Source organism: Gammaproteobacteria bacterium, from assembly GCA_009845905.1.
Lineage (GTDB): Bacteria > Pseudomonadota > Gammaproteobacteria > Steroidobacterales > Foliamicaceae > Foliamicus.
Genome location: VXYS01000006.1, coordinates 140,203 through 166,239 on the forward strand (window position 1 = coordinate 140,203; position 26,037 = coordinate 166,239).

23 protein-coding genes and 2 tRNA genes are annotated in these 26,037 nt (G+C 65.3%); 17 read left to right on the top strand and 8 right to left on the bottom strand.

Features of this window, described 5'->3' with window-relative positions; translation table 11 throughout:
• Positions 1-12: 12 nt before the first annotated feature.
• From F4036_06175 to F4036_06190, 4 genes are all read right to left on the bottom strand, one after another.
• A complete protein-coding gene (locus tag F4036_06175) occupies positions 13-405 on the bottom strand; it encodes a helix-turn-helix domain-containing protein (protein ID MYK37330.1) in 393 nt (130 codons plus the stop codon).
• The gene (locus tag F4036_06180) at positions 326-898 is read right to left on the bottom strand and encodes a hypothetical protein (protein MYK37331.1); all 573 of its coding nucleotides are present in this window, start codon (positions 896-898) and stop codon (positions 326-328) included. Before F4036_06180 ends, F4036_06175 begins: the two co-directional genes overlap by 80 nt.
• Before the next feature lie 124 nt (positions 899-1,022).
• Positions 1,023-1,697, bottom strand: a complete 675-nt coding sequence (locus F4036_06185; GenBank protein MYK37332.1) for a cytochrome c family protein — start codon at positions 1,695-1,697, stop codon at positions 1,023-1,025.
• Positions 1,508-2,002, bottom strand: coding sequence for a (2Fe-2S)-binding protein (locus F4036_06190; GenBank protein ID MYK37333.1), 495 nt, complete (start codon positions 2,000-2,002; stop codon positions 1,508-1,510). The genes F4036_06185 and F4036_06190 overlap by 190 nt, the downstream gene beginning before the upstream one ends.
• A gap of 100 nt (positions 2,003-2,102) precedes the next feature.
• Here F4036_06190 and F4036_06195 point away from each other — a divergent pair, with 100 nt between their 5' ends.
• Positions 2,103-4,262: a xanthine dehydrogenase family protein molybdopterin-binding subunit gene (locus F4036_06195; GenBank protein MYK37334.1), complete on the top strand. Its 2,160-nt coding sequence runs from the start codon at positions 2,103-2,105 to the stop codon at positions 4,260-4,262.
• Between the two features lie 22 nt (positions 4,263-4,284).
• A complete protein-coding gene (locus F4036_06200; GenBank protein ID MYK37335.1) occupies positions 4,285-5,328 on the top strand; it encodes a hypothetical protein in 1,044 nt (347 codons plus the stop codon).
• A gap of 284 nt (positions 5,329-5,612) precedes the next feature.
• Here the strand turns inward: F4036_06200 and F4036_06205 are convergent, their stop codons facing one another.
• The gene (locus F4036_06205) at positions 5,613-6,323 is read right to left on the bottom strand and encodes a hypothetical protein (protein MYK37336.1); all 711 of its coding nucleotides are present in this window, start codon (positions 6,321-6,323) and stop codon (positions 5,613-5,615) included.
• Positions 6,320-7,441 (bottom strand): TRAP transporter substrate-binding protein, encoded by a 1,122-nt coding sequence (locus F4036_06210; protein MYK37337.1) that lies wholly within the window; start codon positions 7,439-7,441, stop codon positions 6,320-6,322. Before F4036_06210 ends, F4036_06205 begins: the two co-directional genes overlap by 4 nt.
• A gap of 63 nt (positions 7,442-7,504) precedes the next feature.
• Here F4036_06210 and F4036_06215 point away from each other — a divergent pair, with 63 nt between their 5' ends.
• From F4036_06215 to F4036_06235, 5 genes are all read left to right on the top strand, one after another.
• The gene (locus F4036_06215; GenBank protein MYK37338.1) at positions 7,505-8,521 is read left to right on the top strand and encodes a hypothetical protein; all 1,017 of its coding nucleotides are present in this window, start codon (positions 7,505-7,507) and stop codon (positions 8,519-8,521) included.
• Between the two features lie 113 nt (positions 8,522-8,634).
• On the top strand, positions 8,635-11,214 hold the full coding sequence (locus F4036_06220) for a TonB-dependent receptor (GenBank protein ID MYK37339.1): 2,580 nt from the start codon (positions 8,635-8,637) through the stop codon (positions 11,212-11,214).
• Positions 11,215-11,308: 94 nt separating this feature from the next.
• Complete coding sequence (locus tag F4036_06225) at positions 11,309-14,209, top strand: hypothetical protein (GenBank protein MYK37340.1); 2,901 nt, start codon at positions 11,309-11,311, stop codon at positions 14,207-14,209.
• Between the two features lie 152 nt (positions 14,210-14,361).
• Positions 14,362-15,045: a phosphate regulon transcriptional regulatory protein PhoB gene (gene phoB / locus F4036_06230; GenBank protein MYK37341.1), complete on the top strand. Its 684-nt coding sequence runs from the start codon at positions 14,362-14,364 to the stop codon at positions 15,043-15,045.
• Positions 15,046-15,090: 45 nt separating this feature from the next.
• Complete coding sequence (locus tag F4036_06235) at positions 15,091-16,362, top strand: hypothetical protein (GenBank protein MYK37342.1); 1,272 nt, start codon at positions 15,091-15,093, stop codon at positions 16,360-16,362.
• A gap of 32 nt (positions 16,363-16,394) precedes the next feature.
• Here the strand turns inward: F4036_06235 and F4036_06240 are convergent, their stop codons facing one another.
• A complete protein-coding gene (locus F4036_06240; GenBank protein MYK37343.1) occupies positions 16,395-17,783 on the bottom strand; it encodes a Gfo/Idh/MocA family oxidoreductase in 1,389 nt (462 codons plus the stop codon).
• A 144-nt stretch (positions 17,784-17,927) separates the two neighbouring features.
• Between F4036_06240 and rplM the strand changes: the two genes are divergently transcribed.
• The 5 genes from rplM to F4036_06265 all read left to right on the top strand — a co-directional run bounded on the left by rplM (position 17,928) and on the right by F4036_06265 (position 20,224).
• Positions 17,928-18,362 carry a 50S ribosomal protein L13 gene (rplM, locus tag F4036_06245; GenBank protein ID MYK37344.1) on the top strand — a complete coding sequence of 145 codons (435 nt, stop codon included), beginning with the start codon at positions 17,928-17,930 and terminating at the stop codon, positions 18,360-18,362.
• Positions 18,359-18,751, top strand: coding sequence for a 30S ribosomal protein S9 (rpsI, locus tag F4036_06250; protein MYK37345.1), 393 nt, complete (start codon positions 18,359-18,361; stop codon positions 18,749-18,751). Before rplM ends, rpsI begins: the two co-directional genes overlap by 4 nt.
• A 35-nt stretch (positions 18,752-18,786) precedes the next feature.
• Positions 18,787-18,860, top strand: a tRNA-Gln gene (locus tag F4036_06255).
• A gap of 41 nt (positions 18,861-18,901) precedes the next feature.
• Positions 18,902-19,549 carry a 2-polyprenyl-3-methyl-6-methoxy-1,4-benzoquinone monooxygenase gene (gene coq7, locus F4036_06260; protein ID MYK37346.1) on the top strand — a complete coding sequence of 216 codons (648 nt, stop codon included), beginning with the start codon at positions 18,902-18,904 and terminating at the stop codon, positions 19,547-19,549.
• Positions 19,550-19,558: 9 nt separating this feature from the next.
• On the top strand, positions 19,559-20,224 hold the full coding sequence (locus F4036_06265; GenBank protein ID MYK37347.1) for a ribulose-phosphate 3-epimerase: 666 nt from the start codon (positions 19,559-19,561) through the stop codon (positions 20,222-20,224).
• 174 nt (positions 20,225-20,398) lie between these two features.
• On the opposite strand, the gene djlA is transcribed toward F4036_06265, so the two are convergent.
• A complete protein-coding gene (gene djlA / locus F4036_06270; GenBank protein ID MYK37348.1) occupies positions 20,399-21,214 on the bottom strand; it encodes a co-chaperone DjlA in 816 nt (271 codons plus the stop codon).
• A gap of 72 nt (positions 21,215-21,286) precedes the next feature.
• On the opposite strand from djlA, the gene F4036_06275 reads away from it, so the two are divergent.
• The 5 genes from F4036_06275 to clpX all read left to right on the top strand — a co-directional run bounded on the left by F4036_06275 (position 21,287) and on the right by clpX (position 25,966).
• A complete protein-coding gene (locus F4036_06275; protein ID MYK37349.1) occupies positions 21,287-22,171 on the top strand; it encodes a phosphoribosylaminoimidazolesuccinocarboxamide synthase in 885 nt (294 codons plus the stop codon).
• 304 nt (positions 22,172-22,475) lie between these two features.
• Positions 22,476-22,562 (top strand) — tRNA-Leu (locus F4036_06280).
• 40 nt (positions 22,563-22,602) lie between these two features.
• Positions 22,603-23,970, top strand: a complete 1,368-nt coding sequence (locus tag F4036_06285; GenBank protein MYK37350.1) for a trigger factor — start codon at positions 22,603-22,605, stop codon at positions 23,968-23,970.
• Positions 23,967-24,596 carry an ATP-dependent Clp endopeptidase proteolytic subunit ClpP gene (gene clpP / locus F4036_06290; protein MYK37351.1) on the top strand — a complete coding sequence of 210 codons (630 nt, stop codon included), beginning with the start codon at positions 23,967-23,969 and terminating at the stop codon, positions 24,594-24,596. The genes F4036_06285 and clpP overlap by 4 nt, the downstream gene beginning before the upstream one ends.
• A gap of 50 nt (positions 24,597-24,646) precedes the next feature.
• Positions 24,647-25,966 (top strand): ATP-dependent Clp protease ATP-binding subunit ClpX, encoded by a 1,320-nt coding sequence (gene clpX / locus F4036_06295; protein MYK37352.1) that lies wholly within the window; start codon positions 24,647-24,649, stop codon positions 25,964-25,966.
• The last annotated feature ends 71 nt before the right edge of the window (positions 25,967-26,037 follow it).

A 26,037-nucleotide genomic window follows, 5' to 3' on the forward strand; every position in this document is an offset into this window, starting at 1 on the left:
GCTGATCCCGCCTTAGTGGGCGCGCTCGATCAGGCGCGTCAGGCTTGCGATGTGCTCCCCCAGTTGGGTGCGTCCCGAATCGGTCAGCTGATACCAGGTCACAGGCCGCCGGTTGCGGAAGCTCTTCTGTATCTTCAGGTAACCGGCGTCTTCGAGCTTGCGCAGGTGCGTGCCCAGGCTGCCGTCTTTTTCTTCAAGCACCTGCTTCAGTCGGCTGAATGACATCGCATCGTGCCTGGACAGCAATACGCAGATCGCCAGCCGTACCCGGTGCTCGAACAAGCCCCTGAGCGAACCCAGTTCCTCCAGGGTCGCGACGTCCGGGTCAGTCTTCGGCACGTTGCGCCCTTGCGCCAAGGAAGGCCTGCGCCGCCAGCGCCGTGGCGGCGAGTACGCCGGCGACAGTGAATCCGTAGGACGGCAATGCCAGCGTGATCAGGTACCCGACGCCAAGCAGCGCGCCGATCGGCAACATGCGTCGCTCAAGGTGCAGACCCGCCAGAAAATAAGTCAGTGCCAGAAGAAGAATCCACGTGGAGCTTACTCCCGGCCACGTCAATTGCCCGGTTCCGACAAGGCCGAATACGAGCAATCCGGTGCAAAAGAACCCCAGAAAGTGAAACACCCAGCGCTTGCCCTCCCGCCGGTCGGCCTGTCCGACGTCGCGGGCGGCCCGCCAGGCGAGCCACGAGGTAAGCCCCCCGCCCACAGGTCCGCCAATCATCCAGTAAACACCAATCCAGGCTGAACCCGGCCCCACAAGGTCCACCAGTGTGAAACCGCACAGGCAAAGCACTGCCCAGATCAGGTAAATCGCCGGAATGTGAACGGACGCGGATCGCTCGGACGCGGCGCGCACATACGCGATGTCTTCTTTCAGTTGCTGCTGATTGGTCATTTCTCCTCCTTTCACCAGAATAAACGCTCGCAAATAGCGTTAACTCTGAAATATAGAGTAATATTTCGACCAAGTCAACAGGGAGATCGCAAGGGATGGCGGCGTCATGCCGCCAACGGCCGGATTACTGTTCGGCGGTGGACTGCTGCAGGTAGGCGATCAGGTCGGCGCGGTCGCGCGCCCTGCGGATGCCGGCGAAGATCATCTTGTTGCCGGGGATGACTTCCGAGGGACTGCGCATCCAGTGATCCAGCGTTTCCGGCGTCCAGGTGATCTCCGAGGCCAGTAACGCTTCCGAATACTCGTAGCCCGGCGCGGTGCCGGCCGGGCGGTCCAGGAAACCGAGCAGGTTCGGTCCCAGCAACTGGTTGCCCTCGGCCACCAGCGTATGACAGGCGCGGCACTGTATATACAGGCGTCGGCCCCGGTCCGGATTGGCCGCGGCCAGCAGGGTGGCGAGGTCTACCTCCTCCACTGCGGGCGCGGGCTCCGATGCACCCGCGCCGGACGACTCGGTCCCGGCGGAAGTCGCGGCCGGCTGCTCGCTGCCGCAAGCCCAGAGCGCAAGCGTTGCTGCCAGCAAAGCCGGCGTAAATTGCCTGATTGGGTTCAACTTTCGCCGGCCGTGGTTGGCGACATTGATCTGGCTGCGGCGTGGATGGCCCGCCGGATACGCGGGTAGGTGCCGCAACGGCAGATGTTCGTGATCGAACGATCGATGTCTTCGTCGCTGGGCGCGGGATTGTCCGCCAGCAGTGCCGCCGCGGCCATCACCATGCCGGGCTGGCAGTAGCCGCATTGCGGGACCTGCTCGTCGATCCAGGCCTGCTGTACCGGGTGCGGCCGGCCGTCTTCCGCCAGACCTTCAATGGTCGTGATGCTGCGGCCCTCGGCGGCGACCGTGTTGATCCGGCAGGACCGCACGGCAACCCCGTCGAGATGCACGGTGCAGGCGCCGCACAGGGCGATGCCGCAACCGTACTTGGTGCCGGTCAGGTTCAGATGATCGCGCAGCGCCCACAAAAGCGGCATGTCATCGGGCACGTCCAGCGTGACCGCGCGTCCATTGAGAGTAAAGCTCGCCACGGCGGTGCAGTTTATCATGCACGCGCGTCGGCGCTGACTCCTGCCGGGCCGCGATTCCACGACTTCCCGGGGCGCGCGCCGAAACGCATCCGCCGTAAGGTTTATTATTCGTGGCGCTATGCTGAAAACAAACGCTTCATCCGCCGGTCGTACGGATCCGGTCGCCCAGCCCTGTCTTTCCCTGAACCGCCGTGAGATGCTGGCCGCCACCGGCGCCTTGCTGGCCGCCCCCGCCTTTGGACTGCGCGTGGCGATGGCCCGTGAAGCGGGTGGACCGCTCAATGCCTGGGTAACGCTCGACGAGCAGGGCGCGGTAACGATACTGTGCCCGGTGGGCGACATGGGTCAGGGCATTCTGCACAGCCTGCCGCTGATGCTTGCCGATGAAATGGAAGTCGCCTGGGACGACGTTCAGGTGCGTTACGCGCCGCTCGACCCTGGCGCTTACGGCAACTCGGCGCGCCTGGACCGCGGCCAGGGTTCAGGCAACAGCGTGTCGATCATGGGTTATCACAAGGGCCTTCGCCAAGCCGGCGCCGCGGCCCGCGAGATGCTGGTGGCGGCTGCGGCGGACGAATGGGGCGTGCCGGCCTCGGACTGTTACGCCGAGCAATCGCAGGTCTGGTGCAATGGCCGCTCGCTGAGTTACGGGGAGCTGGCCGGGAAAGCCGCGGGGATGCCGGTGCCGGAGGAGCCGCGGCTCAAGTCGCGCGAGGAATTTCGACTGATCGGCAAGCACGCCCCGCGCAAGGACAGCGCGCCGAAGGTCATGGGCACGTTTCCGTTCATGGCCGATTCCGCCGGCGGCGAACCTGCCTTGCATGCCGCCGTGCTCAATGCGCCGCGCCGCGGAGCGCGCCTCAAGAGCCTCGCATACGAGTCGCCGGACGGCGCCTGGCCCAAGGTCATGGCCATCGGCGATCAGGCGGTGGCGGCGGTGGCCGAAGACTACTGGACGGCGTCCTCGGCACTGGAACAGGCAGACATCGTCTGGGAGGGCGGCGATACCAGCAGCACGGAATCGGTCTTTGAAGAACTGCGCGGTGCGCTCGAGGCCGAGGACGGCCGCAACTGGATTGAAGCCGGCGATACCGAGTCCGTGATTGCATCCGCCGAACGGACGCTGGATGCGACCTACGAGGCGCCCATCCTCGCTCACGCCAACATGGAACCGCTGGGGGCCACGGCGCGCTTCAGCGCTGACGGATGCGAGTTGTGGGTTCCGTCGCAGAACCTGCAGCGCCTGCAGGCCGACATTGGCAACATCTTCGGCCTGGAGCCGGAACAGGTGCTGCTGCACCACTGCAACATGGGCGGTGCATTTGGGCGGCGCATCGAGTCGGAAGTGGCCGTGCAAGCCCTGTCGATCGCAAAAGCGCTGCACGAGCAGGGACTGCCGGACCGCCCGGTCCGGCTGGTGTGGAGCCGCGAGCAGGACATGCGCCACGACTGTTACCGGCCGCCCTACGTGGCGCGGCTGCGTGCTGCGCTGGACGATTCCGGTCGCCCCAGCGCCTGGACGGCCAAGGCGGCCGGACATTCGCTGCTGGCCGAGCGCTGGCCGTGGATGGTGGAAGAATCGGCGGATCCGTCGTCGGTGGGCGCTCTGTTCAACGACCTGTACGCGGTCCCCAACCGGCGCGTGAGCTACGTGATGCGGCAGATGCCGGTGCGCGGCGGATTCTGGCGCAGCGTGGCCGCCAGCATGAACTCGTTTTTCGCCGAGAGCTTCCTCGACGAGGTGGCGCACGCCGGTGGCCGCAATCCGGTGGAACTGCGCGCCGAACTCACCTCCGATCCGCGCGCGCTGAAAGTGCTGGAAAAGGCGGCCGAAGGCTGGACCGCGCAAAGCGGCATAGCGGTGGCCAAGCTGTTCTCCAGCTACATCGGCACGCAAGTGGAACTGGAAGTAAAGGACGGCGCCTGGCGGGCGCGAAAGATCCGCGCCGCCGTGGACTGCGGGCTGGCGGTGGATCCGAACAACGTCGAGGCGCAGATCGAGGGCGCCATCATCTATGGCTTGAGCGCCCTGCTGTTCGGAGAAATCAACCTGGAGGACGGCGCGGTGGCAGAAGGCAACTTCGACCGTTACCGGATGCTGACGCTGGCCAACACGCCGACCATCGAAGTGGAACTGATTGCATCGGACCATCCGCCCACGGGAATCGGCGAACTCGGCACGCCGCTGGTGGCGCCCGCGTTCTGCAACGCGCTGTTCGCCGTCACCGGACGCCGCGTCCGCAAGCTCCCGCTCAGCGACGACGACCTCAAGGCCTGACGCCAACTGGAGGCTTGAACCCATGCGCGCCTTTATTTCCGCAATTGCACTCTCTTTGATGGCCATACCCGCGGGCGCGACCAACTCGAAGCCCGAGCTGATGAAGGTCCTGGAGGACTTCATGGCCTGGATGCCCGGCGAGTACTCGTCCGTTCCCCAGGTTTTTCTGGAACGCAACCTCGGCGCGCCGCCGGACGGCGAGCATGACCTCTTCTACCGGGTGTTTGCCGAAATCGAAGCGCCTCACCTGGCCGAACATGTGATCTACACGCAGATCAGGCTGGATGCCGACGACGGACCGGTGTTTCCGGGCCAGCAGGTGGTGTTCCTGATTTCGATCGACGAGGAACTGGGCGCGGTGTCCATCTCCGGCCGGCGCATCAAGGACCCCCATCTCTATGTCGATGCCCATCTCCGGCCGGAAGTCTGGCCCGAACTGCAGCCGGACCCCAATTACGGCGGCAACTGCAGCTTCAACTGGCGCCGGCACGGCAAGCAGCTCAGGGGCCTGCTCGGCGAGTTCGGGCAATGCACGATGGTGTCGAAGAACACCGGCCAGCAGATGACCTGGGACGCGGAATGGATCCTCACCCCCGATGAGCTGTGGATCTACGACAACGGCTACCTGGAAGACGGTTCGCTTATTTCCGGCCGCCTGGACCGCACCCACCTGCGCATGGACAAGGCGCGGCGCTACGAGTGTTTCGCCGCCTTGCGCTACGAGGACGGCAGCAACCAGGTCATCAATCCGTTCTTCATGCACGACCGGGGCGACGTCTACACCATCACGACCGAAGAACCCGAGCCGCGCGACGTCCACCTGGAATTCCTGACGTCGCTCTGGCCGTCCAGTTCCGGGCGCAACTTCGTCGACCTCGCGCGACTCACGCTGCACGACGGCGAGCCGGGCGCATACGGCCAGGAAGACGTCATCGGTAATGGCTGGGCCACGCCGGAAAGCGGCCGGGTAGGCTTCGGCACCGAATGGGCGTCCGCCCGCTGCAAACTGGCCGACCCCAACGACCCCCGCTTCATCGAAGCCATGCGCTACAAAGCCGCCGACTAACTACCTGTCCGCATATCGCGCCAGTACCTGCTGCGCGAGCTTTTCGCCGCCCCTTCTTTCCGGAGACGCCATCCTGGCTCGATTCTCGCTGTCCCTGCTCCAACGCTCCTGAAAGAAGGGGCGGCGAAAAGCTCTCAAAGCCCTGGTGCGAACCCTTCTACCGCGCCGGCTGAAGCCCATCGTTTGTCCCCCTCCTCGTGGGAGCGTTGGAGCAGGGACAGCGAGAATCGAGCCAGGGATGGCGTCTCCCACGAGGAGGGGGACGAACGATGGGCGAGGAAGCTCTAGGTAGAGCGGGATTTGCGGAGGCGGGCCAGCCAGATCGCGTAGAACAGGAAGTAGGTCTGCATCAGCAGGGAGAAATCCCACTCGATGATGTCCTGGAACGTGTCCTTGTTGTCCATGTAGTTCATCACCGGGATGCTGAAGAATCCGAAGAACAGCATCGAGAAAAGGATCCACTTCATCGTGCGCGTCAGCCATGGCGGGGCGAAGGTTTCCAGCCGCCGCAAGGCCATGAGCTGCGCCACCATCGTCAGTCCGAAGTAGAGCAGCGTGCCGAAGCGGCGCATCAGAAAATAGAAATCGCCCTCGCTTCCCAGGAACGCCGTGTAGAGAACCAGGAAGGCCGCGCCGCCCATGCCGCACGCCGCAGCCACGGGCGCCGCGCGCCCGGTGGCCGCGCGAATGTGACCGGACATCTGCCGCCAGAACAGGACCAGCAGGACCGCCGCGCCCACCATGCCCACCTTGAACAGGTAGTAGCTGATGCCGTAGCGGCCGGCGGAACTGATCGACGTGCAGCCCTCGAAATAGGGAATGCAGGCGGGCACCAGGCCCTGCGTGCTGGAAATCACGTAACAGACGTTGACCGTAAGCGTGGGTACCACCGCGGTCAGTGCGGCGATCCATACCGCCTTGCGGTCGGCCTGGACGGCGGCGCTCGCCTTCGGCGGCGCGGATCGGCCGCGCAGTGCGGGGCCACGCCGGATCACGAGTCGCGGGCGCTTAGGTACGAGCCTTCCGAAATGGCCTGCCAGCCAGCTACGCCGTCCTGGAACTCGCGGTACGAGCGAAGGATCCGACCGGCCAACGGGTTGGCGGCGCCGAGTTCGTCCAGAGTTTCACTTGCGGCCTTGTGCAGGCCCTTGAGCACTTCCTCGGGGAAGCGCCGCAACTGCACCCCGTGTTCCTCGACCAGCACCCGCAGCGCCTGCACGTTGCGGGCCATGAATTCCGACAGCATCTGGTGATTGACTGCCGTGCAGGCCGTCTGGATCAGTTTCTGCAATTCTCCCGGCAGCGATTCCAGCGCCTTGCGGTTGATGATGATCTCGATCGAGCCGGCCGGTTCGTGCCATCCGGGGAAGTAGTAGTAGGGCGCCGCCTGGTACAGTCCCAGCGGCAGGTCGTTGTAGGGGCTGGCCCACTCGGTGGCGTCGATCAGCCCCGACTGCAGCGCCGTGAACAGCTCGCCGCCCGGCAGGTTGACCACCGTCGCCCCGAGCCTGCGCAGCACGTCACCGCCCAGGCCCGGCATCCGGATCTTGAGCCCGGAAAAGTCGTCCACCGAGCGGATCTCGCGGCGGAACCAGCCGCCCATCTGGGCGCCCGTGTTCCCTCCGGGGAACGGAACCAGGCCGTACGGCTCATAGCATTCCCGCCACAGTTCCATGCCGCCGCCATAGGCCATCCAGGCATTGAATTCGGCCGGCAGCATCCCGAAGGGATAGCCGGTGAACAACTGGGTGGTCGGCGCCTGACCTTTCCAGTACGCGGGCGCCGAATGCCCCATTTCCACGCTGCCGCGCGATACCGCGTCGAAGACCTCGAAAGCGGGCACCAGTTCGCCGGCCGCATAGACCTGCAGGGTGAACCGCCCGCCCGAGACCTCGCGCAGCGTGTCGGCCAGCGCCACCGCGGTCGTGCCGAAACCGGGCAGCCCCGGCGGCCAGGCAGTGACCAGGCGCCAGCGGTAGCGCTCGCCGGCGTCGCCACGCCCTGCCGCCGGCTCGCGTGCTTCGCGCTCCGACGAAGGCGCGCATCCGGCCGCCGCCACCCCGGCCGCGCCGGCGGCGAGCATCTTGAGAAATCGTCGGCGCTGCTCGGTCATCCCGTGTGCCCTGGCTCAACTCGATAAAGAATAACGCACCTGTCTTCGCTATCATTGCGCGCCATGAACACGACGAACCCGCTGGCGCCCGGCGAGACAAAGGGCGACGCACTGGTCGGTACGCTGGCCGCCGCCACGGTTGTGACCAGCGACATGGAGCGCTGCCGCGCCTTCTATTCGGAGCTGATGGGACTGCAACCGGCGATTGACGATCTGGCCGACGAAATTCGCGGCCCGCTGACCCAACTCTGGGGGCTGGATGACGAAGGCGACTGGGAGCACGTCCTCTACCAGCAGCCGGGCAATACCGACATGCCGTACCTGCGTGTGATCGGCGTCGCCGGCGATCGACCGGAAGTGCGCCCGGGAATGAATGCACTGCTCGAAGGCGGCCTGGCGGTCGGCTTCGCCTGCGCCGATATGGAGAAGCTGATCGCCGAGAGCGATCGCATGGGCTTCGGAACCGTGGCCGGCGTTACCCGCATTCCGCTTCATCGTCCGGACGGCACGCCCTACGATGCCCTGGAAACGCACCTGCGCGCGCCCGATGGCGTCTACGTGCTGGGCATTGCGCGCCCGCCGGACCTGGCCCCGATCTGCCCGATTTCCGAAGGGACGCTTACCGGCGGCCCGGCGTATTCCAGCCAGGTCATCAACAACGGCCAGCGCAGCCTGGACTTCTATACCGAAGTGCTGGGTTACGAGGTGCGCCGCGACATCGATCTCCCCAGCGAAGGCCCGGCGGGCGGTCTGCTGGATGTGCCCCCGGGCTCGAACATGCGGTTCCTGCAGGTCTTTGCGCCCGGCTCCGAAAGCAAGTACCTGGTTTTTCTGGACTGGTACGACACCGGCGCCGATGCGGTCGCGCCGTCCCGTCCGCCGAACCGCGGCATGGTGATGTGGTCGTTCATGACGATCGACCTCGACGCGGTGCTCGAACGCGCCCGCGGCTTCGGCGCGGAAGTGCTATGTGAACCGCTCATCGTCGACGCCCGCCCGGCAGCGATCGCCACGCGGCGCGCCACGCTGGCGGCGCCCAACGGTTTCGCCATAGAACTGGTCGAGGAAATCGCCGACTAGGATTGCAACGTAACAATCGGTTCACATTCGTAACCAAACCGTAATTTTCCTGTAACGGGGGGTTTACACGCGGCGGATGAAATGCGAAGCCCAAGGAGGGTCTTGCGCATTCAATGAAGATCAGAAGCATTGCATTGGCGGCCATGTCCGCGACCATGCTGACCGCTATGCCGGTATCCGCCCAGGAAGCAATCCCCGAAAGCCAGGACAGCGGCGACGACGCTTCCGCGACCACGGGCGCGATGGAAGAAATCGTCGTGACCGGCGCCTACCGTCCGAACGCGGTGACCCGCAGCCGCGATTCCGATTCGGTTGTGGACACACTGTCGTCCGATGATTTCGCGATTACCGGCGACTCCAGCGTCGTGGATGCGCTGGCCCGGGTGCCGGGACTGACCGTGATCAACAGCAAGTACGTGTACGTGCGCGGGCTGGGCGAGCGCTACTCCAACACCTTGCTGAACGGAGCGCCGCTGCCCAGCCCGGACCCCACGCGGCGGGTCATTCCCATGGACATGTTCCCAACCGGCGCACTGGATAACGTGGATATTCAGAAGACCTATTCGCCTCGCCTGCCGGGAGATTTCTCGGGCGGCATGGTGGCGATGGAGACCCGCGGCGCGCCAGCGGAACGCGTAGTGCAGATCAGCGTCGGCATCGGCGGCAATTCCCAGGCCACCGGCGGCACGGGACTCCACTACGCGGGCGGCGGGCGGGACTGGCTGGGAATGGACGACGGCATGCGAAAGCTTCCGACGGAGTTGAACAGAATCACCGAGAACGGCGCCAGGTCCCTTAATCTCGTTTCGGACGAAGAGCGGGCGCTGGCCGGGCGTTCGCTCAACCGCAGCTACGCGACGGAACTAAGGGACATTGAACCCGGCGTGAGTATTTCCGGGCGCTGGGGCGGTGGGAGGCAGCTTGGCGGCGGCGATCTTGGCTTCATGCTTTCGGCGCGGTATTCGAACGACTGGGCTTACAGGGACGAAGAGCGTCGTACCTTCGGCCTGTCGGGTGTGGGCGACGAACTTTCCACTCTCGATGAAGGCACGCAGAGCCGGACCCAGAACACGATCGATCTTTCGCTGCTGGGGAACGTGGAGTGGGACGTCAGCGCGGGGACGTTCCTGCGCAGCACGACCTTCGTCACGCGCCGGACCGACCGCACGTTCCTGCGCGAGTTTGGCTTCTACTCGGAAAACGACATCCACGTCGCCGACACGACGCTCGAGTTCGTGGAAAGGGAGCTGTTCAGCCAGCAATTCGCAGGCGAACACAACCTTGAAGCGGCAAGAGACCTGGTCATCGACTGGACGGTGACCTGGTCGGTAGCAACCCGTGAAGAGCCCGACACGCTGTTCTACCGCTACGAGCGCTTCGACGAAGCCGGCAACCTCTACGCTTTTTCCGATACCGGACAGTCGAATGAGCGGAGCTGGGAAGAGCTTGAGGACGAGGCGGTCAATTACGCGCTGAACCTGTCGTTGCCGATTCAGTTCAGCCCGAATTCGGACGGTGAGATTGCATTCGGCCTGGCCTGGCTCGACAAGAAGCGTGATTCGTACTTTCGCCGTTTCCGTTTCCTGGCCGATTTCTCGCGCAATAACCTCCGTTCCCGACTGGGACAGAGCCCTGACCTCATATTCTCCGACGAGCTGATCGCGGAGGGTCTCTGGGAATTGCAGGAAACCACTCAGCCCACCGACAACTACGCCGCCGGACACAACCTGGCGGCAGCCTACCTGATGGCCGATCTGAACCTCGGCATGAACTGGCGCTGGATGTTCGGCGCCCGCTACGAGGACTCCACGCAGGACGTCACCACGTTCGAACTCATCGACCCGACCCGGCGCAATATGCGCGAATTGTCCGAAGCGGCCTTGCTGCCCGCCATGACGATCACCTGGCTGCCGGGCGGCGGGGAGTCCCAGCAGATTCGCCTCGGCTACAGCCGCACGCTTAATCGCCCCGATCTCAAGGAGTTGTCCGCGGCGCCCTATATCGATCCGGAAGAGCGCTACACGGTCGTTGGAAATCCGGATCTGATGGTGGCCTCCATCGACAATATCGACCTGCGCTGGGAGTACTACTTCGACAACGTCAGCAACATCCAGCTGGCTTTCTTCCACAAGAGGTTTCAGGACCCGATCGAGCGCGTGATCCGCCTGGGCGCCGGCGGCATCCGGACCTTCGCCAACGCCGAGTCCGCCACGCTCAAGGGAGTGGAGATGCAATTGCGCACCGAACTGGGGTCGCTCGCCGATGCATTGAGGGATTTCGAGGTCCGCCTGAATGCCGCGTTCGTGGACTCCATGGTCAATGTAGGCCAGGCGGGGGCGCAGCAGACCAGCACCGAGCGCCACCTCGAAGGCCAGTCGCCCTGGGTCGCCAACCTGCAGTTCAGCTACGACAACCCCGAACGGGATCTGCAGGCCGCCCTCCTGCTCAACATGGCGGGCGAGCGCATCGTGGACGTCGGCACACAGGGACTGCCCGATTCCTACGAACAGCCCGTTGCCAGGCTGGACTTCAATTACCGCCATGCGGTGGAGTTCCGCGGCATGCCCCTGAGGCTGCAGGTCAAGATCCGGAACCTGCTGGATGACGACTACGAAGTTCTGCGGGGAGGACGAACCGAGCGCCTTTACACGAGAGGCCGCTCGATCAGTTTCTCCGTCGATCTTCAGTTCTGACTGAAGCGCATGCCCGTTCGCCCGATCCGACGAGCTGGCGCGGATCGGGACCTTCTCTATCGACTCACAGAACCCGCAGGAGGGGTTTGCCCGAATGTCCGTGAATTTTGTCCGTTGTCTCCCGGTCGTGTTCTTGTCCGCCCTGATTCTGGGTGGCTGCGGCGGCGGCAGCGCTGGCGAGGACCTGGTCATCAATACGGCCCCGCCCACCGATACCGGCAGCGGTTCGGAAACGCCCACGTCGGCCAATGATCCGTTTCCCGTATCGGATGCCTTTGCAGGCAACGGCAATCGGATCGGTCTCGATCCCATGCTGAACTCCAACGGCACGCCCGGCGACGGCGCGCCGGACCTGCAGGGAGCGGAGTGGGCCTTCACTTCCAGTTCGCCCGACCTGCAGGGCGATGCCTTCGCCATATCCCTTGGCGGGGAGTTCGAGGACGTGGACTACGTGGGCGCGTTTGCCCAGGACATGGCCGATACCTGGACCGAGGGCTGGACGGTGGGCGTGCACGGCAACAGGACCGTGTGGCAGCCCAGGGGCGAACCGGCTTCCAACAGCGACTGCCCGGCCGGAACCACCTTCGTGGAAGCCCGGACGCTGCCCGAGTCCGTGGGCGGCGGTTCGATGGACCTTTGCCAGCTGGCGCGCCGCTACGACACGGACGGGCAGACCATCACGCTCACCGGCGACAACATCTACCGCCTGGCCGCCGGCTTCCCCGGCACCTATATCGGCAATGGCGAAGCGGCGGACGGCAACGCGGGCAATGACGTTTCCGTAACGCTCGTGATCGAGTCCGGAGCCCTGATCCTGGGATCGCAGCAGGAGGCCCTGATCGTCACGCGGGGATCGCGCATCGAAGCCTCGGGCACCGCCGAGGATCCCATCGTCATGACCTCCAAGGACCAATTCGACGAATGGGTGGACGGCCGGGCGAGGGCGGACGGGCGCGGCGAGTGGGCCGGCCTGGCTCTGATGGGCTATGGCCGCTCCAACGAGTGCGGCGATCCCTGCGACGTCAACGCGGAAGGCAATATCGGCGCCTACGGCGGCACGGACGATTCCGACGACAGCGGGTTCATCAAATACCTGGTGATCCGCCACGCCGGCAACGACATCGACGGCAACGGCAACGAGCTGAACGGCCTGACCCTGTTCGCGACCGGTTCGGCAACCCGTTCGTCCTACGTCCAGGTGCACTACGGGTTCGATGACGGCGTCGAGCACTTCGGCGCCACCGATCACATGGACCACGTCGTGATCACGGGCGCCCGGGACGACTCCTTCGACTGGGGGCAGGGCTATCGCGGCAGCGCCCAGTTCGTGCTGATCATCCAGGCGCGGGACGACGGCGATCGGGGGATCGAGGCCGACAACGACGGGGACAACCCGCTGGCCGTGCCGGTCTCGCGGCCGACACTGGCGAACTTCACGATCCTGGGCGCCGCGGACAGCGCGGAAACCTCATCCGACGGCATCCTGCTGCGGCGCGGAACGGGGGCGCGCATCTACAACTTCCTGGTGGCCGACTTTCAGGACGCCTGCCTGGACGTGGATGGAGCCGCCACGGAGGACCTGTTCGGCACCGACCTGACGATCGAGAATTCGCTGTTTTACTGCCCCGCCAAGGAGGTCTACGAGAGTGGTGACGACGACGTGTCCGGAGCGGCGATCGCCAACTGGGTGGATAGGAATCCCGACAACCGGATCGCCAATCCCAACCTGCGCGCCGACTACCGGCCCAACGCAGTCGAGGCGGACGTGACCAGCAACCTGTTCGTGACCACCGATTACGTGGGCGCCTTCGCGCAGGATACGGAAGACAACTGGACCGAAGGCTGGACCGTTTCGCTGAACGGCAACGCCACCGTCTGGGAGCCCGCGGTCGATAATCCGGGCGCCGACGAGAGCTGTCCGGCCGGCACCACGGCCGACGGCAGCCTGGAACTGCCCTCCGCGGTGGGCGGCGGCCGGATGGACTTGTGCCGCCTGCAGCGCCGCTACGACACCGACGACTCGACGCTGACCCTGACCAACGACAACATCTACGCGCCGGCGTCCGGTTTCCCGGGCACCTACATCGGCAATGGCGAGGAGGCCGACGGCGATGCGTCCGACAATGTGTCGGTGACGCTGAAGATCGAACCGGGCACGCTGGTCCTCGCCTCTTCCGGCGAGGCTGTGATCATCACTCGCGGCTCGCGGATCGAAGCCGACGGCACCGCCGAGGACCCGATCGTCATGACCTCGCGGCGCCAGTTCGATGACTGGGCGGCCGGAGGCGACGGTACCGCGGGCCGCGGCGAGTGGGCCGGCCTGGCGCTGATGGGCTACGCTCGCTCCAACGAGTGCGGCAGCCCCTGCGACGTGGCTGCCGAAGGCAACATCGGCGCCTACGGGGGTAATGACGCCGCCGACGACAGCGGTTACATCCGCTACCTGGTGATCCGCCATGCCGGCAATGACATCGACGGCAACGGCAACGAGCTGAACGGCCTTACGATGTTCGCCACCGGTTCCGGCACCCGCGTTTCCTACCTGCAGGTGCACAAGGGACTGGACGACGGCGTGGAGCACTTCGGCGCCAGCGACTTCATGGACCACGTGGTGATCACGGACACGGCCGACGACTCCTTCGACTGGGGCCAGGGCTACCTGGGCGGCGCGCAGTTCGTTGTGATCCGCCAGTCTTCCGACGACGCGGACCGCGGCATCGAGGCGGACAATGACGGCGACGCTCCCAACGCGCAGCCGATTTCCGGCCCGACGCTGGCGAACTTCACGATGATCGGCACCGAGGACGGCGGCACCAGCACGATCGGCGTGCTGCTTCGCCGTGGAACCGGCGCGACCATGTGGAACAGCGTGGTCACCGGCTTCAACCGTTGCGTGGACTTCGATGACGAGGCCACGTTCGGCCGCTACAACACCGGCGAGATCGCGTTCCACAACAACGTCGTATCCTGCGCCACCAATTTCGACGAAGAATGAGTGTGAAGCCCTGTGTTCGGCCCGCCTCCTCGACGGAGCGTTGGAGCAGGGACAGCGAGAATCGAGCCAGGATGGCGTCTCCGCCGAGGAGGCGGGCCGAACACAGGGCGAGGAAGCACGCGTGCCGGGGAATGGCATAATCGGATAGCGAAATGCGGCGCGACATTCTGGTAGTTGAAGACGAGGGCGCGATTCGCGGAATGCTCGCCTTCAACCTGCGTCGCGCAGACTTCGACGTGCGCGAAGCCGAAGACGCCGGCGCCGCCCGCAAGGCCATCGCCGAACGCCTTCCAGACCTGGCCATCATCGACTGGATGCTGCCGGACAGCAGCGGTCTGGAACTGACCCGCTGGATCAAGCGCACGCCCGAAACCCGCGACGTGGCCATCATCATGGTTACCGCCCGCTCCCAGGAGGAGGACAAGATTTCGGGACTGAGCAGCGGCGCCGACGACTACGTCACCAAGCCGTTCTCGAGCCGCGAGCTGCTGGCCCGCATCAACGCGGTGCTGCGCCGCTCCCAGAGCACCCGGGAAGACCCGATAACGCGTGGGCGGCTGACGCTGAACCCGGTCAGCCATCGCGTGCACACCGACCGGGGGCCCGTCATCGTGGGGCCGACCGAATTCCGCCTGCTGCGCCTGTTCATGGAACGCCCCGAGCGCGTATTCAGCCGTTCGCAGTTGCTGGACCGCGTCTGGGGGCCGGCGGTTTTCGTGGAGGACCGCACCGTGGACGTGCATATCCGGCGTCTCAGGAAAGCGCTGGAAGCGCATGAGGTGGACCGCTACATCCAGACCGTGCGAGGCGCGGGCTACCGTTTCTCGCTGCAGTAGAGCCGAATCCTGGATCCCCTGGTCCGCAGACTGGTTATTCGCATTGTGCTGCGCGCTTGCGGTGCGGCGGCGGTGCTGGCCGTGGCCGGCTGGCTGCTTGCCGAGAGGCCGATTGCGGGCGCCCTGGCTGGTCTGGTCCTGGTTCTTGCATGGGAATTGTCGGTCCAGGTGCGCGCCGCGGGCGAGCTGTCGCAACTGTTCGACCCGGATGCATGGTCCGGAGGCGCGTTCTCCTTCGCCGAACTGCCGCAGCAGTTGAGCGACCTGGAGAGCCGCACGGAGGAGGCCGAAGAACGGCTCAGGAAGGTGCTGAAGGCCTTGCGCAGCACGGCGCGGTCCTTCCCCGACGCGGCCCTGGTGCTGAACGACCAGGGAGAGGTTGTGGTCAGCAACCGCGAGGCCCGCCGTATGCTGGGCGTGCGCAAACGGCTGGACAAGGGCAGGCCGGCGCTGAAACTGATCCGCGATGCCGAGTTCAGGACTTGGCTTGAGCGCGGCGGCAAGGACCTGGTGCGGTTCAAGTCGCCGGAGAAGCCCGACAGCTGGCTGGAGGCGCAGCGCGTTCCCTACGCGGAAAAGCAATTCCTGCTCCTGGTGCGCGACGTCACCGCCGCGGTGCTGGCGGACAAGACCCGCTCCGACTTCGTGGCCAACGCCTCGCACGAACTGCAGACGCCCCTGACGGTGCTGACCGGCTACCTGGAGTCGATGTCGGAGGATGAGGAGTTTCCCGATCGCTGGAGCGACCCTGTCCAGCACATGGCATCGCAGTGCGACCGCATGACCAGGCTGGTACGGGACCTTCTCGAGTTGTCTCGGCTGGAGACGTCCGAAACTCCGCCCGGCTTCACGCCCCTGAACATGATGGACGTTCTCGGAGACGCGGTGCAGGTCGCGACAGCGCGTTCCAGCGGCCAGTTGGATATCCGCGCCGAAGTCAGGAGTGAACGACCTTTGCTGGGCGACGAAGCCGAGATCCGGTCGGTCGCGACCAACCTGGCGATCAATTCAGCAGCGTTTACGCCGCCCGGCGGCGTAGTCGTATTGCGCTGGCAAGCGGGCCGCTCCGGCGGACAACTCTCCGCGACCGATACCGGCATCGGAATCCGGCGGGAACACCTTCCGCGCCTGACCGAACGGTTCTACCGGGTGCGGGGAGAGGGCAGTCCCGTGGTTCCGGGCACCGGTCTGGGACTGGCCATCGTCAAGCATGTGCTGACGCGTCACGACGGCAGCTTGCAAATAAAGAGCAAGCCCGGTTCGGGAAGCACGTTTACCTGTAACTTTCCGGCCAAGCGCGTCGGCGACACAGCCTGAGGCTAACCGCTCCCGGCTGATACGACGGTGCGCTAACCCGCACGCTCCGCGCCTGCTATCGGCAGCGGTTCGGTCCTGTTCCATTCTCCCCGGGTAAAGTCCGGAATCGGCTTGCTGTTGCCCCGGTCGGCGACCGAATCGGCGCTTATCGGTCCGATGGCCGACCAGGCGGCAGCATCATAGACGTCCTGGTCCAGCGGTTCCCCGTTTCTGAGGCAGTACACCAGGCGCCAGCACATCAGGTGGTCCATGCCGCCGTGGCCTCCCTGTTCCTCGGCCCGCCGGCCCATCTGCACCCAAAGCGGATGGTCGAACCGCGCCCGCCATGCCGTCATGTCGTGGTCCCACTCGTGGAATGACCTGACGCCGCCTTCCTCCAGCGCGATGCGGTTGGGAAAGCCCGCGAACACCCCGTTGGTGCCCTGGATCAGGTTATGGCGCGAGTACGGACGGGGCGTTGTCGTGTCGTGCTGCACCATGATCGTCCGGCCCTGCACGGTCCTGATCAGACTCGTGTTCATATCGCCCGTGACGTAGTCGAGCCGGTTTCGTTCGTGTTCCGGCGGAAACTCGCGGCGCGCATAGGCCGCCCTGCCGGCGGCCGGAGAGCTGATGGAATTCATGTAGTCGAACCGATCGCCGCGATTGATACCCATGTACTGGGCGATCGGACCCAGGCCGTGCGTGGGATAGAGATTACCGTTGCGCTTCGCGTGCCATTGCGTTCGCCAGGAGCCCGTCTTGTGGTCGATCTCCTTCATCTGCCAGCGCAGTTCGTGGATATAGGCCGCCTCTCCGTGCAGCAGTTCGCCGAAAAGTCCCTGGCGGACCATGTTCAGGACCATCAGTTCGTCCCGGCCGTAGCAGACGTTCTCCAGCATCATGCAGTTCATCCGCGTGCGCTCGGACGTGTCGACCAGCCACCAGGCCTCGTCGAGCGTGGTGACCGCGGGCACCTCGACGAACGCGTGCTTGCCGCTTTCCATCGCTTCCGCGGCCATGATCGCGTGCCAGCGCCACGGCGTCGCGATCACCACGATGTCGACGTCCCGGCTATCGAGCAGTTTGCGGTAGGCGTAGTCATCGCCCGTATAGAGTGCCGCCGGCGATGCGCCCAGGTCCGCCATGATGCCGGCCGCGCGATCGAGCACGGGCTGGTGGGTGTCGCAAATCGCCGTGATGCGGGCGCCCTCGATGTTGCAGAAGTGCCGTACGAACTCAGTACCCCTTTCGCCTACGCCGATCAGGCCCACACGCACGGTCTCCAGCCGCGGCGCCACCAGACCCATGACCGGGCGGCTGCCTGTCGGCCTCGGCCGCTCGATTTCCCGAAATTGTTCCCCCGCGGCCGAACCCAGCCCCGCCGCGGCCCCCGCGGCCAATGTCGATTTCAGAAACCCGCGCCGCCCGATCTTCTTCACTCTTTACGCTCCTCTCGTGTTCCGAATCCGAAGTGTTCGCTCATCATAAGCTTGGCCCACCGTGGCGGGCATCCAAACCCCCGATAGTGTAAAATTCCGCGGCTTCGCGCACGCTGCGCGGCCGATTTCCATCAACGATTCAAGATGCGCACCGTTTCCGCAAAACCCGGGCAGGTCCAGCAGGACTGGTTCCTCGTGGACGCTGCCGGCCAGACGCTGGGCCGGCTGGCGACCGAACTTGCCACGCGCCTGCGGGGCAAACACAAGCCCGAATACACGCCGCACGTGGATACCGGCGATTACATCGTGGTCGTGAACGCGTCCCAGGTCCGTGTGACCGGGGACAAACTGAACCAGAAGATGTATCACCGTCACACAGGCTATATCGGGAACCTCAAGTCCGTTCCGTTGAAGCGGGTCATGAAGGAAACCCCCGAGCGCGCCATTCTTTCGGCCGTGCGCGGCATGTTGCCGAAGAACCGCCTGGGCCGCGCCATGCTCAAGAAGCTCAAGGTCTATCCGGGCCCCGAGCACCAGCATGCCGCGCAGCAGCCCAAGCCCCTGGAGATACGGGCATGACCGACACCGTGTATTACGGCACCGGCCGGCGCAAGACCTCCACGGCCCGCGTGTTCCTTCGGCCCGGCACCGGCAACGTGACCGTCAACAGGCGTCCGCTGGACGAATTCTTCGGCCGCAAGACCGCTCGCATGATCGTGCATCAGCCGCTGAAAGTGGTCGGCCTCGAAGGCCGGATGGACGTCACCGTGACCGTCAAGGGCGGCGGCACCACCGGTCAGGCCGGCGCCATACGTCACGGCATCACCCGTGCGCTGCTTGCCTACGACGAGGAGCTGCGTCCCAAGCTGAGGGCGCCCGGCTTCGTCACCCGCGACGCGCGCAAGGTCGAGCGCAAGAAAGTGGGCCTGAGAAAGGCCCGCCGCGCGACCCAATACTCCAAGCGCTGATCGCGCTGCGCGGCGGCGCCCCGCGAGCCAACGGGTGGGGGATCGTCTAACGGCAAGACATCGGACTCTGACTCCGAGAATCCAGGTTCGAATCCTGGTCCCCCAGCCACTCCACCGGTCACTTGCACCGCGCTCAACGCCAGGCAAAATATGGGCATGACGGATCAAGAGCGTTCCATAGGCGACCAGCTCCTCGCGGAACTGGGCCACTGCCTGCGCGTGTGCGCCGGCGAGCCCGCGCCGTCCGCCGACAACCCGGCCGGCGACGCGGAGGACGGGATCGGTACCAGCCGCGACCGCGAACTCAGCGCCAGCCTCATGCGCGTCAACCATTCGGGCGAAGTCTCCGCCCAGGCGCTCTACCGCGGTCAGGCCCTGGTCGCCCGAGACCCCGGCCTCAGGCGCAATCTGCTGAGCGCCGCCGAGGAAGAAGGCCGCCATCTGAAGTGGTGCGAGGAGCGGATCACCGAGCTGAACGGCCGCCGCAGCCTGCTGACTCCCTTCTGGTATGCCGGCTCCTTCGGCATCGGCGCCCTTGCCGGCCTGATGGGCGACCGCTCCAGCCTCGGATTCCTTGCCGAGACCGAAGCGCAGGTCGAGAGTCATCTCGATGGACACCTTGAAGAGCTGCCCGCCGACGATGTGCGCAGCCGCAGGATCCTCGAGCAGATGCGCGCCGACGAGGCCCGCCACGGGCGGGACGCGGAAGAAGCCGGCGGCGAACCGCTGCCGGAGGTCGCACGTTCGGCCATGCGCCTGGTTTCCGGCGTCATGACCACCACCGCGCGCTACATTTGAGGCAGTGAAATGAAACGGGCCCGCATCGCTCCCTCGATCCTTTCTGCCGATTTCGCCCGCCTCGGCGAGGAGGTCGAAGCCGTCCTGGAGGCCGGCGCCGACGTGATCCACTTCGACGTTATGGACCATCATTACGTTCCCAACCTGACCGTGGGGCCGCTGGTCTGCCGCGCCCTGCGCGAGCATGGGATCACGGCGCCGATCGACGTGCACCTGATGGTCAGCCCGGTCGATGAAGTGGCCCGGTCCTTCGCCGAGGCCGGCGCGAGCATCGTGAGCTTCCATCCCGAGGCCAGCGACCACGTCGACCGCACGATCGGGCTGATCCACGAGAACGGCTGCCGCGCGGGGCTGGCCTTCAATCCCGCAACGCCGCTGAGCTGGCTGGACCACACGCTACAGGAAATCGACCTGGTACTGATCATGTCGGTCAATCCGGGTTTCGGCGGCCAGAAATTCATACCCCAGGCGCTCGCCAAGCTTGCCGAGGCCCGCAGCCGCATCGACGCTGGCGGGCGCGACGTGTGGCTGGAAGTGGACGGCGGCGTGAAGGCCGGCAATATCGCGGAAATCGCGGCCGCCGGCGCCGATACCTTCGTGGCCGGCTCGGCGATCTTCGGCGCGAACGATTACGCGCAGGCGATCGGGGAAATGCGCGCGGCCCTCGGCGAATAGCCTCCCCGGGCGCTTCGATCCCGCCTCGTTGTCTGTCTTCCTCTCGTGGGAGACGCTGCTCGCGCCGGGTCATCGGCGCTCGCTGGCTCGATTCTCGCTGTCCCTGCTCCAACGCTCCCTCGAGAGGAAGACAGACAACGAGGCTACGGTCGGCGAAGAGCCTGAAAGGCGGGTTTAGCGCATTCCGCGGTGTTCCTTTATCTGTTCGTAGGCCCGGTTGACTTCGCGGGTGCGTTCGCGCGCGCGTTCCATCATCGCTTCGGGCAGGCCGCGGGCCACCAGCTTGTCCGGGTGGTTCTCCTTCATCAAGCGGCGATAGGCCGTCTTGACCTCCTGGTCGCTGGCCTGGGACGAAACGCCCAGGGCCCGGTAGGCGTCCCCGATCGGCTGCTGCCGGGCCGGGCCCGCGCGGCCGTTGCCGCCGGCGAATCCGGCCCGCATGCGCGCCTGCGCTTCGAGCTGGCTGATCTGCCATTGCGAGAGTCCCAGCGCCTCCCCGATACGATCCAGCGCCGCCCGCTCCCCCCCGGTCACGCCGCCGTGGGCGAAGGCCATGAAGAACTGCGTCTGCAGAAAGAACTGCCTGAGCAGCGGCTGTCCGCGGCAGGCCTCGTTCATCCGCATCAGCTCTTCGTCCAGGTCGAAGTCCGGCTCCTTGCCTTCGTTGAAGCAGTCGATGGCCTCGCGTATCTGGGCCGGATTCAGCCGCATTCCCTGCATGACCTGGCGCGCGGCCTGGATTTCCTCTTCGGTCACGCGGCCGTCGGCCTTGGCGATATGTCCCATCACGCGGAAGGTGGATGCGAAAAAGACCCGCCGGCGGTTGGCGGTTTGTGCGCCGGAGAAGGTCTGCCACGATCCGCCCAGTCCGCGTGACATGCTGCGGTCCACCATGTGTCCCAGCAGTACCCCGAGGAAGGCCCCCGGCAGGTTGCCGAACATGAAACCGAAGATGAATCCGGCGGCTTTTCCCAGAAGAAATACGTACATTGGCTTGGCGTGGGCAGTGTCGCGCTCAGCACACTAGAATACGCCCGAAACGAACGCACAAGGGAGCAGGCAGTGACCGTATCGTATACCGAAATTCCGGGTTTGCAGTCCATCGGCAGCGGCAAGGTTCGCGACCTCTTCGCGGTGGGCGACGACCGCCTTCTTCTGGTGACCAGCGACCGTATATCCGCCTTCGACGTCGTGCTGCCCGATCCCATTCCGGGCAAGGGCCGCGTGCTGACCGCGCTATCGCGTTTCTGGTTCGCCAATACCGGCCAAATCGTGCCGAATGCGCTGCTGAATACGCCGCTGGGCGACGTGATCGACGGCCTCGAACCGGACGCGATCGAGGAGCTGGAGTCGCGCTCGGTGTTGATGGAAAGGGTGCGGGCGCTGCCCGTTGAAGCCGTAGTCCGCGGCCATCTGATCGGCTCGGGCTGGAAGGACTACCAGGCCACCGGCGAAGTGTGCGGCATCCGCCTGCCGGAGGGCCTTCGCCTTGGCGAGCGTCTGCCGGAGGCCATATTCACTCCGGCCACCAAGGCCGAAGCGGGCGAGCACGACGAGAACATCGGAATGGCGCAGACCGCGGCCCTGATCGGCGACGCACTGGCCGAACAGGTGAGGGACATCGCGCTGGCCCTGTTCCGGTTCGGAACGGAGCATGCCGCCGCTCGCGGCATCATCGTGGCCGACACCAAGTTCGAGTTCGGGATCAACGCGGCCGGGGAGCTGGTGCTGATCGACGAAGTGCTGACGCCCGACTCCTCGCGCTTCTGGCCGGCCTCCGAGTACCAGGTGGGCGTATCCCCGCCGAGCTACGACAAGCAGTTCGTGCGCGATTACCTGCTCTCGGTGGATTGGGACCGTGAGCCGCCCGCGCCCCGCCTGCCCGAAAGCGTGATCGCCCGCACCGCCGAGAAATACCAGACCGCCCTGCACCTTCTCACCTCCTGACTCCCTTCCTATTCGGGCTTCCTCGCCCTTTCTTCGCCCCCCTCCTCGTTGGAGACGCCATCCTGGCTCGATTCTCGCTGTCCCTGCTCCAACGCTCCCACGAGGAGGGGGGCGAAGAAAGGGCTTTAGCCGGCGCCGTAAGCTACAGGTTCCTCTTGCCCACCGGTTCCGGGAACGTCGGAGGCAGGATGCCGACGCCGAGCCCACAGGGATGTGCTTGCAGGCGTGTCCCGGAACAGGTGGGCAAGAGGAACCGAGGGTTTGCGGGACCGGGGCGCATGGGCAAATCTATAATTGAGGGGGAGCGGAAGTGGCGGAATTGGTAGACGCGCAGGATTTAGGTTCCTGTGGGGTTATCCCCTTGAGAGTTCGAATCTCTCCTTTCGCACCAGTACCCCTCTCCTGAAACGGCGACCGAACCATCCAGCCCCATGAATCTCGACAGCGCAAGCTACAAGGTGGAAGACGGCGAGGGACTTCGCCGCGTCATGCACGTGCAGGTTCCCGCCACCGTCCTGCAGCAGGAATTCCTGGCGCGCCTGGGCGCGCTGCGGCGGCGCACGCGGATACGCGGATTTCGGCCCGGCAAGGCGCCGATCAAGCTGATCCGGCAGCGCTACGGACAGGACGTCTGGAACGAACTGACCCGCGAGACCATCGAGCGCAGTTTCCGCGAGGGCGCGCAGAACCGGAAACTCCGGGTAGTGGGAGGCGGTGAGGTCAAGACCAGCCAGGCGCGCGAGGGGGTCGACCTCGAATACGAAGCCACCTTCGATGTGCTACCGGACATCGAGTTCAACCGCCTGGACGAACTCGCCTATGAGCAGCCCCAGGTGGAAATCAGCGAGCGGGACGTGGACCGCACAATAGAGCGCCTGCGGCGGCGCGACGCGCAGTGGGAGGATGTCGACCGGCCGGCTCGCGAGGGCGACCGCATGGTGGCAAATATCCGCGCATCGCGGCGGCGCCAGACCGTGGACGCCGGAGAGATCAAGGAGGCGCCTTTGATGCTGGGCGAGACCCGCCTGATGCCGCAGCTTGAAGAGCGCCTGGTGGGATTGTCCGCTGCCAGAAAGAAGAAATTCCGCCTGAAGATGCCGGCCGAGTACCCGGACGAAACGCTGCGCGGAAAGCGCGTGCTCTACGAAGTCGAAGTCGTGAGCGTGTCGGAACCCGCGCTGCCGGACCTCGACGAAGAGTTCATCGGGAAATTGGGGGTCGAGAGCGGCTCCATCGACGAATTGCGGTCGAACGTGCGCGCGACGCTGGAACGCGAACTGCGATCCGTTTGCGAGGAACACAAGCGCCAGGCCCTGTTCGACCAGTTGCTGAGCGCAAATCCCGGCCTGACGCCCAGGACGCTGGTGGACCAGGAAGTCGAGCAGGCGCGGGAGGCCATGCGTCCGCCTCCTCCTCCTCCGGACCCGGACGGCGACGAAGAAACCGCTGAGCCGCCGGAGTTGCCGGAGGAACTGCCCGGGATGCGCGCCGCGGCGGAGCAACGCGTGCGTCTGCAGCTGCTCATCAACGAGCTCGCGGCGCGCGAGGAAATCGCGCCCGACGATCAGAAGCTGCGCGAGCAATTGCAGGTGCTTGCCGCCGGTGCGCCCGATCCCGAGGCGGCGTTCGCGGAGCTGGCGGGCAACCGCGAGCTGGTCGGCAACCTGCGCGCGCGGATGCGCGAGGAACAGGTGCTCGAATGGCTGTACGAGAACGCCGCCGTCACGCCGCGCCCGATGGCCTTCGACGAGTTCATGGAACCCATGCCCCCCGTCCTTTCCGGAGGAACTGCCCAATGAATGAAAAAGCACTGAATCTCGTGCCCATGGTCGTGGAGCAGACCGCCCGTGGCGAGCGCGCCTATGACATCTATTCGCGCCTGCTCAAGGAGCGGCTGGTGTTCGTCGTGGGCGCCGTGGACGACCACATGGCCAACCTGATCGTGGCCCAGTTGATTTTCCTGGAGTCCGAGAACCCCGGCAAGGACATCAGCCTTTACATCAATTCGCCGGGTGGCCTCGTGAGTTCCGGGCTGTCCATTTACGACACCATGCAGTTCATCAAGCCCGACGTGAGCACGCTCTGCCTCGGGCAGGCCGCCAGCATGGGGGCCCTGCTGCTCGCGGGAGGCGCCAAGGGCAAGCGCTACTGCCTGCCGCATTCGCGCGTCATGATCCATCAACCCATGGGCAGCTTTCAGGGTCAGGCATCCGACGTGGACATTCATGCCAAGGAGATGCTCAAGACCCGGGAGCGGCTGAACCGGATCCTGGCCGAACATACCGGCCAACCCTTGAAGCGCATTGCCCGCGACACCGACAGGGACCATTTCATGAGCGGCGAGGAGGCCTGCTCCTACGGCCTCATCGACCGCGTTCTGGCCAGCCGGGACGAGGTGGCCGTGCCGGAAGAGGATAGCGCCTAGCGGTTACAATGCCAGCGCGCCCATAGACGCGACTGCATCGCACCAGAGCTATGTCCAGCAAAAATAATCGTGGCGGCGGAGGCGAGCGGAAACTCCTCTACTGCTCGTTCTGCGGCAAGAGCCAGCATGAGGTACGCAAGCTCATAGCGGGCCCTTCCGTGTACATCTGCGACGAGTGCGTCGAGTTGTGCATCGACATAATCCGCGAGGAATTCGAGGACCGGGCGGAAAACCAGCCGGTGTCCCTGCCGCTGCCCGCGGGGATCATGAAATTCCTGAACGAATACGTGATCGGCCAGGACCGGGCCAAGAAGGTGCTGTCGGTGGCGGTCTACAACCACTTCAAGCGCATGCGTTCGCGGCGCAGGGAAAAGGACGCGCCGGACGTGGAGATCGCAAAGAGCAACATCCTGCTGATCGGACCGACCGGCTGCGGCAAGACCCTGCTGGCCGAGACGCTCGCGCGCATCCTCAACGTGCCCTTCACCATCGCCGACGCCACCACGCTGACCGAGGCCGGTTACGTGGGCGAGGACGTGGAGAACATCATCCAGAAGCTGCTTCAGAAGTGCGACTACGATGTCGAGAAGGCCCAGACCGGGATCGTCTACATCGACGAGATCGACAAGATTTCGCGCAAGTCGGACAACCCGTCCATCACCCGCGACGTTTCCGGCGAGGGCGTCCAGCAGGCGCTGCTCAAGCTCATCGAAGGCACCGTGGCTTCGGTGCCGCCGCAGGGCGGGCGCAAGCATCCGCAGCAGGAATTCCTGCAGGTGGATACGTCGAACATCCTGTTCATCTGCGGCGGCGCGTTCGCCGGGCTGGACGCCATCATCCGCAACCGGACCGAACGCAGCGGCATCGGCTTCACCGCGGAAGTCTGGGACGAGGACGAAAGCCAGCGCCTGGGCGATGTGCTTTCGCACGTGGAGCCCGAGGACCTGATCCGCTACGGGCTGATACCCGAATTTGTCGGGCGGCTGCCGCTGGTGGCCACGCTTTATCCGCTGGACCTCGATGCGCTGATGGCCATCCTGGTCGAGCCGAAGAACGCGCTGACCAAGCAGTACCGCGTGCTGTTCGAAATGGAGAACTGCGAACTCGAATTCCACGAGGGCGCCCTCCAGGCCATTGCCGAGCGGGCCATGGAAAGGAAGACCGGCGCACGCGGTTTGCGCACCATCCTGGAGGACGTGCTGCTGGACACGATGTTCGATCTTCCCTCGCTGAAGAACGCCCGCCGCGTCGTGCTCGACCGCGGGGCGATCATGGGCCAGAACAAGCCCCTGGTGGTGTACGAGACCGACGAGCCGCTGGCCTTGAAGCCGCCCGAGGAATACGAGAGGGCCACGGGATCGGATGGCTAGTTTCCTTCCTCGCGGCATGGCGAAATCAGTTGCGGGGCAGGCAACCGGCCGAATCACCGGCGATGCTTTCG

What these genes read in the sequence shown, in the direction of transcription:
- F4036_06265 (MYK37347.1), top strand. Translation starts at nt 19,559, where the DNA reads ATGAAACGGGCCCGCATCGCTCCCTCGATCCTTTCTGCCGATTTCGCC.
- F4036_06225 (MYK37340.1), top strand. Translation starts at nt 11,309, where the DNA reads ATGTCCGTGAATTTTGTCCGTTGTCTCCCGGTCGTGTTCTTGTCCGCC.
- djlA (MYK37348.1), bottom strand. Translation starts at nt 21,214, where the DNA reads ATGTACGTATTTCTTCTGGGAAAAGCCGCCGGATTCATCTTCGGTTTC.
- F4036_06285 (MYK37350.1), top strand. Translation starts at nt 22,603, where the DNA reads ATGAATCTCGACAGCGCAAGCTACAAGGTGGAAGACGGCGAGGGACTT.
- coq7 (MYK37346.1), top strand. Translation starts at nt 18,902, where the DNA reads ATGGGCATGACGGATCAAGAGCGTTCCATAGGCGACCAGCTCCTCGCG.
- rplM (MYK37344.1), top strand. Translation starts at nt 17,928, where the DNA reads ATGCGCACCGTTTCCGCAAAACCCGGGCAGGTCCAGCAGGACTGGTTC.
- rpsI (MYK37345.1), top strand. Translation starts at nt 18,359, where the DNA reads ATGACCGACACCGTGTATTACGGCACCGGCCGGCGCAAGACCTCCACG.
- F4036_06200 (MYK37335.1), top strand. Translation starts at nt 4,285, where the DNA reads ATGCGCGCCTTTATTTCCGCAATTGCACTCTCTTTGATGGCCATACCC.
- phoB (MYK37341.1), top strand. Translation starts at nt 14,362, where the DNA reads ATGCGGCGCGACATTCTGGTAGTTGAAGACGAGGGCGCGATTCGCGGA.
- F4036_06195 (MYK37334.1), top strand. Translation starts at nt 2,103, where the DNA reads ATGCTGAAAACAAACGCTTCATCCGCCGGTCGTACGGATCCGGTCGCC.
- F4036_06185 (MYK37332.1), bottom strand. Translation starts at nt 1,697, where the DNA reads ATGCGGCTACTGCCAGCCCGGCATGGTGATGGCCGCGGCGGCACTGCT.
- clpX (MYK37352.1), top strand. Translation starts at nt 24,647, where the DNA reads ATGTCCAGCAAAAATAATCGTGGCGGCGGAGGCGAGCGGAAACTCCTC.
- F4036_06210 (MYK37337.1), bottom strand. Translation starts at nt 7,441, where the DNA reads ATGACCGAGCAGCGCCGACGATTTCTCAAGATGCTCGCCGCCGGCGCG.
- F4036_06220 (MYK37339.1), top strand. Translation starts at nt 8,635, where the DNA reads ATGAAGATCAGAAGCATTGCATTGGCGGCCATGTCCGCGACCATGCTG.
- F4036_06190 (MYK37333.1), bottom strand. Translation starts at nt 2,002, where the DNA reads ATGATAAACTGCACCGCCGTGGCGAGCTTTACTCTCAATGGACGCGCG.
- F4036_06180 (MYK37331.1), bottom strand. Translation starts at nt 898, where the DNA reads ATGACCAATCAGCAGCAACTGAAAGAAGACATCGCGTATGTGCGCGCC.
- F4036_06215 (MYK37338.1), top strand. Translation starts at nt 7,505, where the DNA reads ATGAACACGACGAACCCGCTGGCGCCCGGCGAGACAAAGGGCGACGCA.
- clpP (MYK37351.1), top strand. Translation starts at nt 23,967, where the DNA reads ATGAATGAAAAAGCACTGAATCTCGTGCCCATGGTCGTGGAGCAGACC.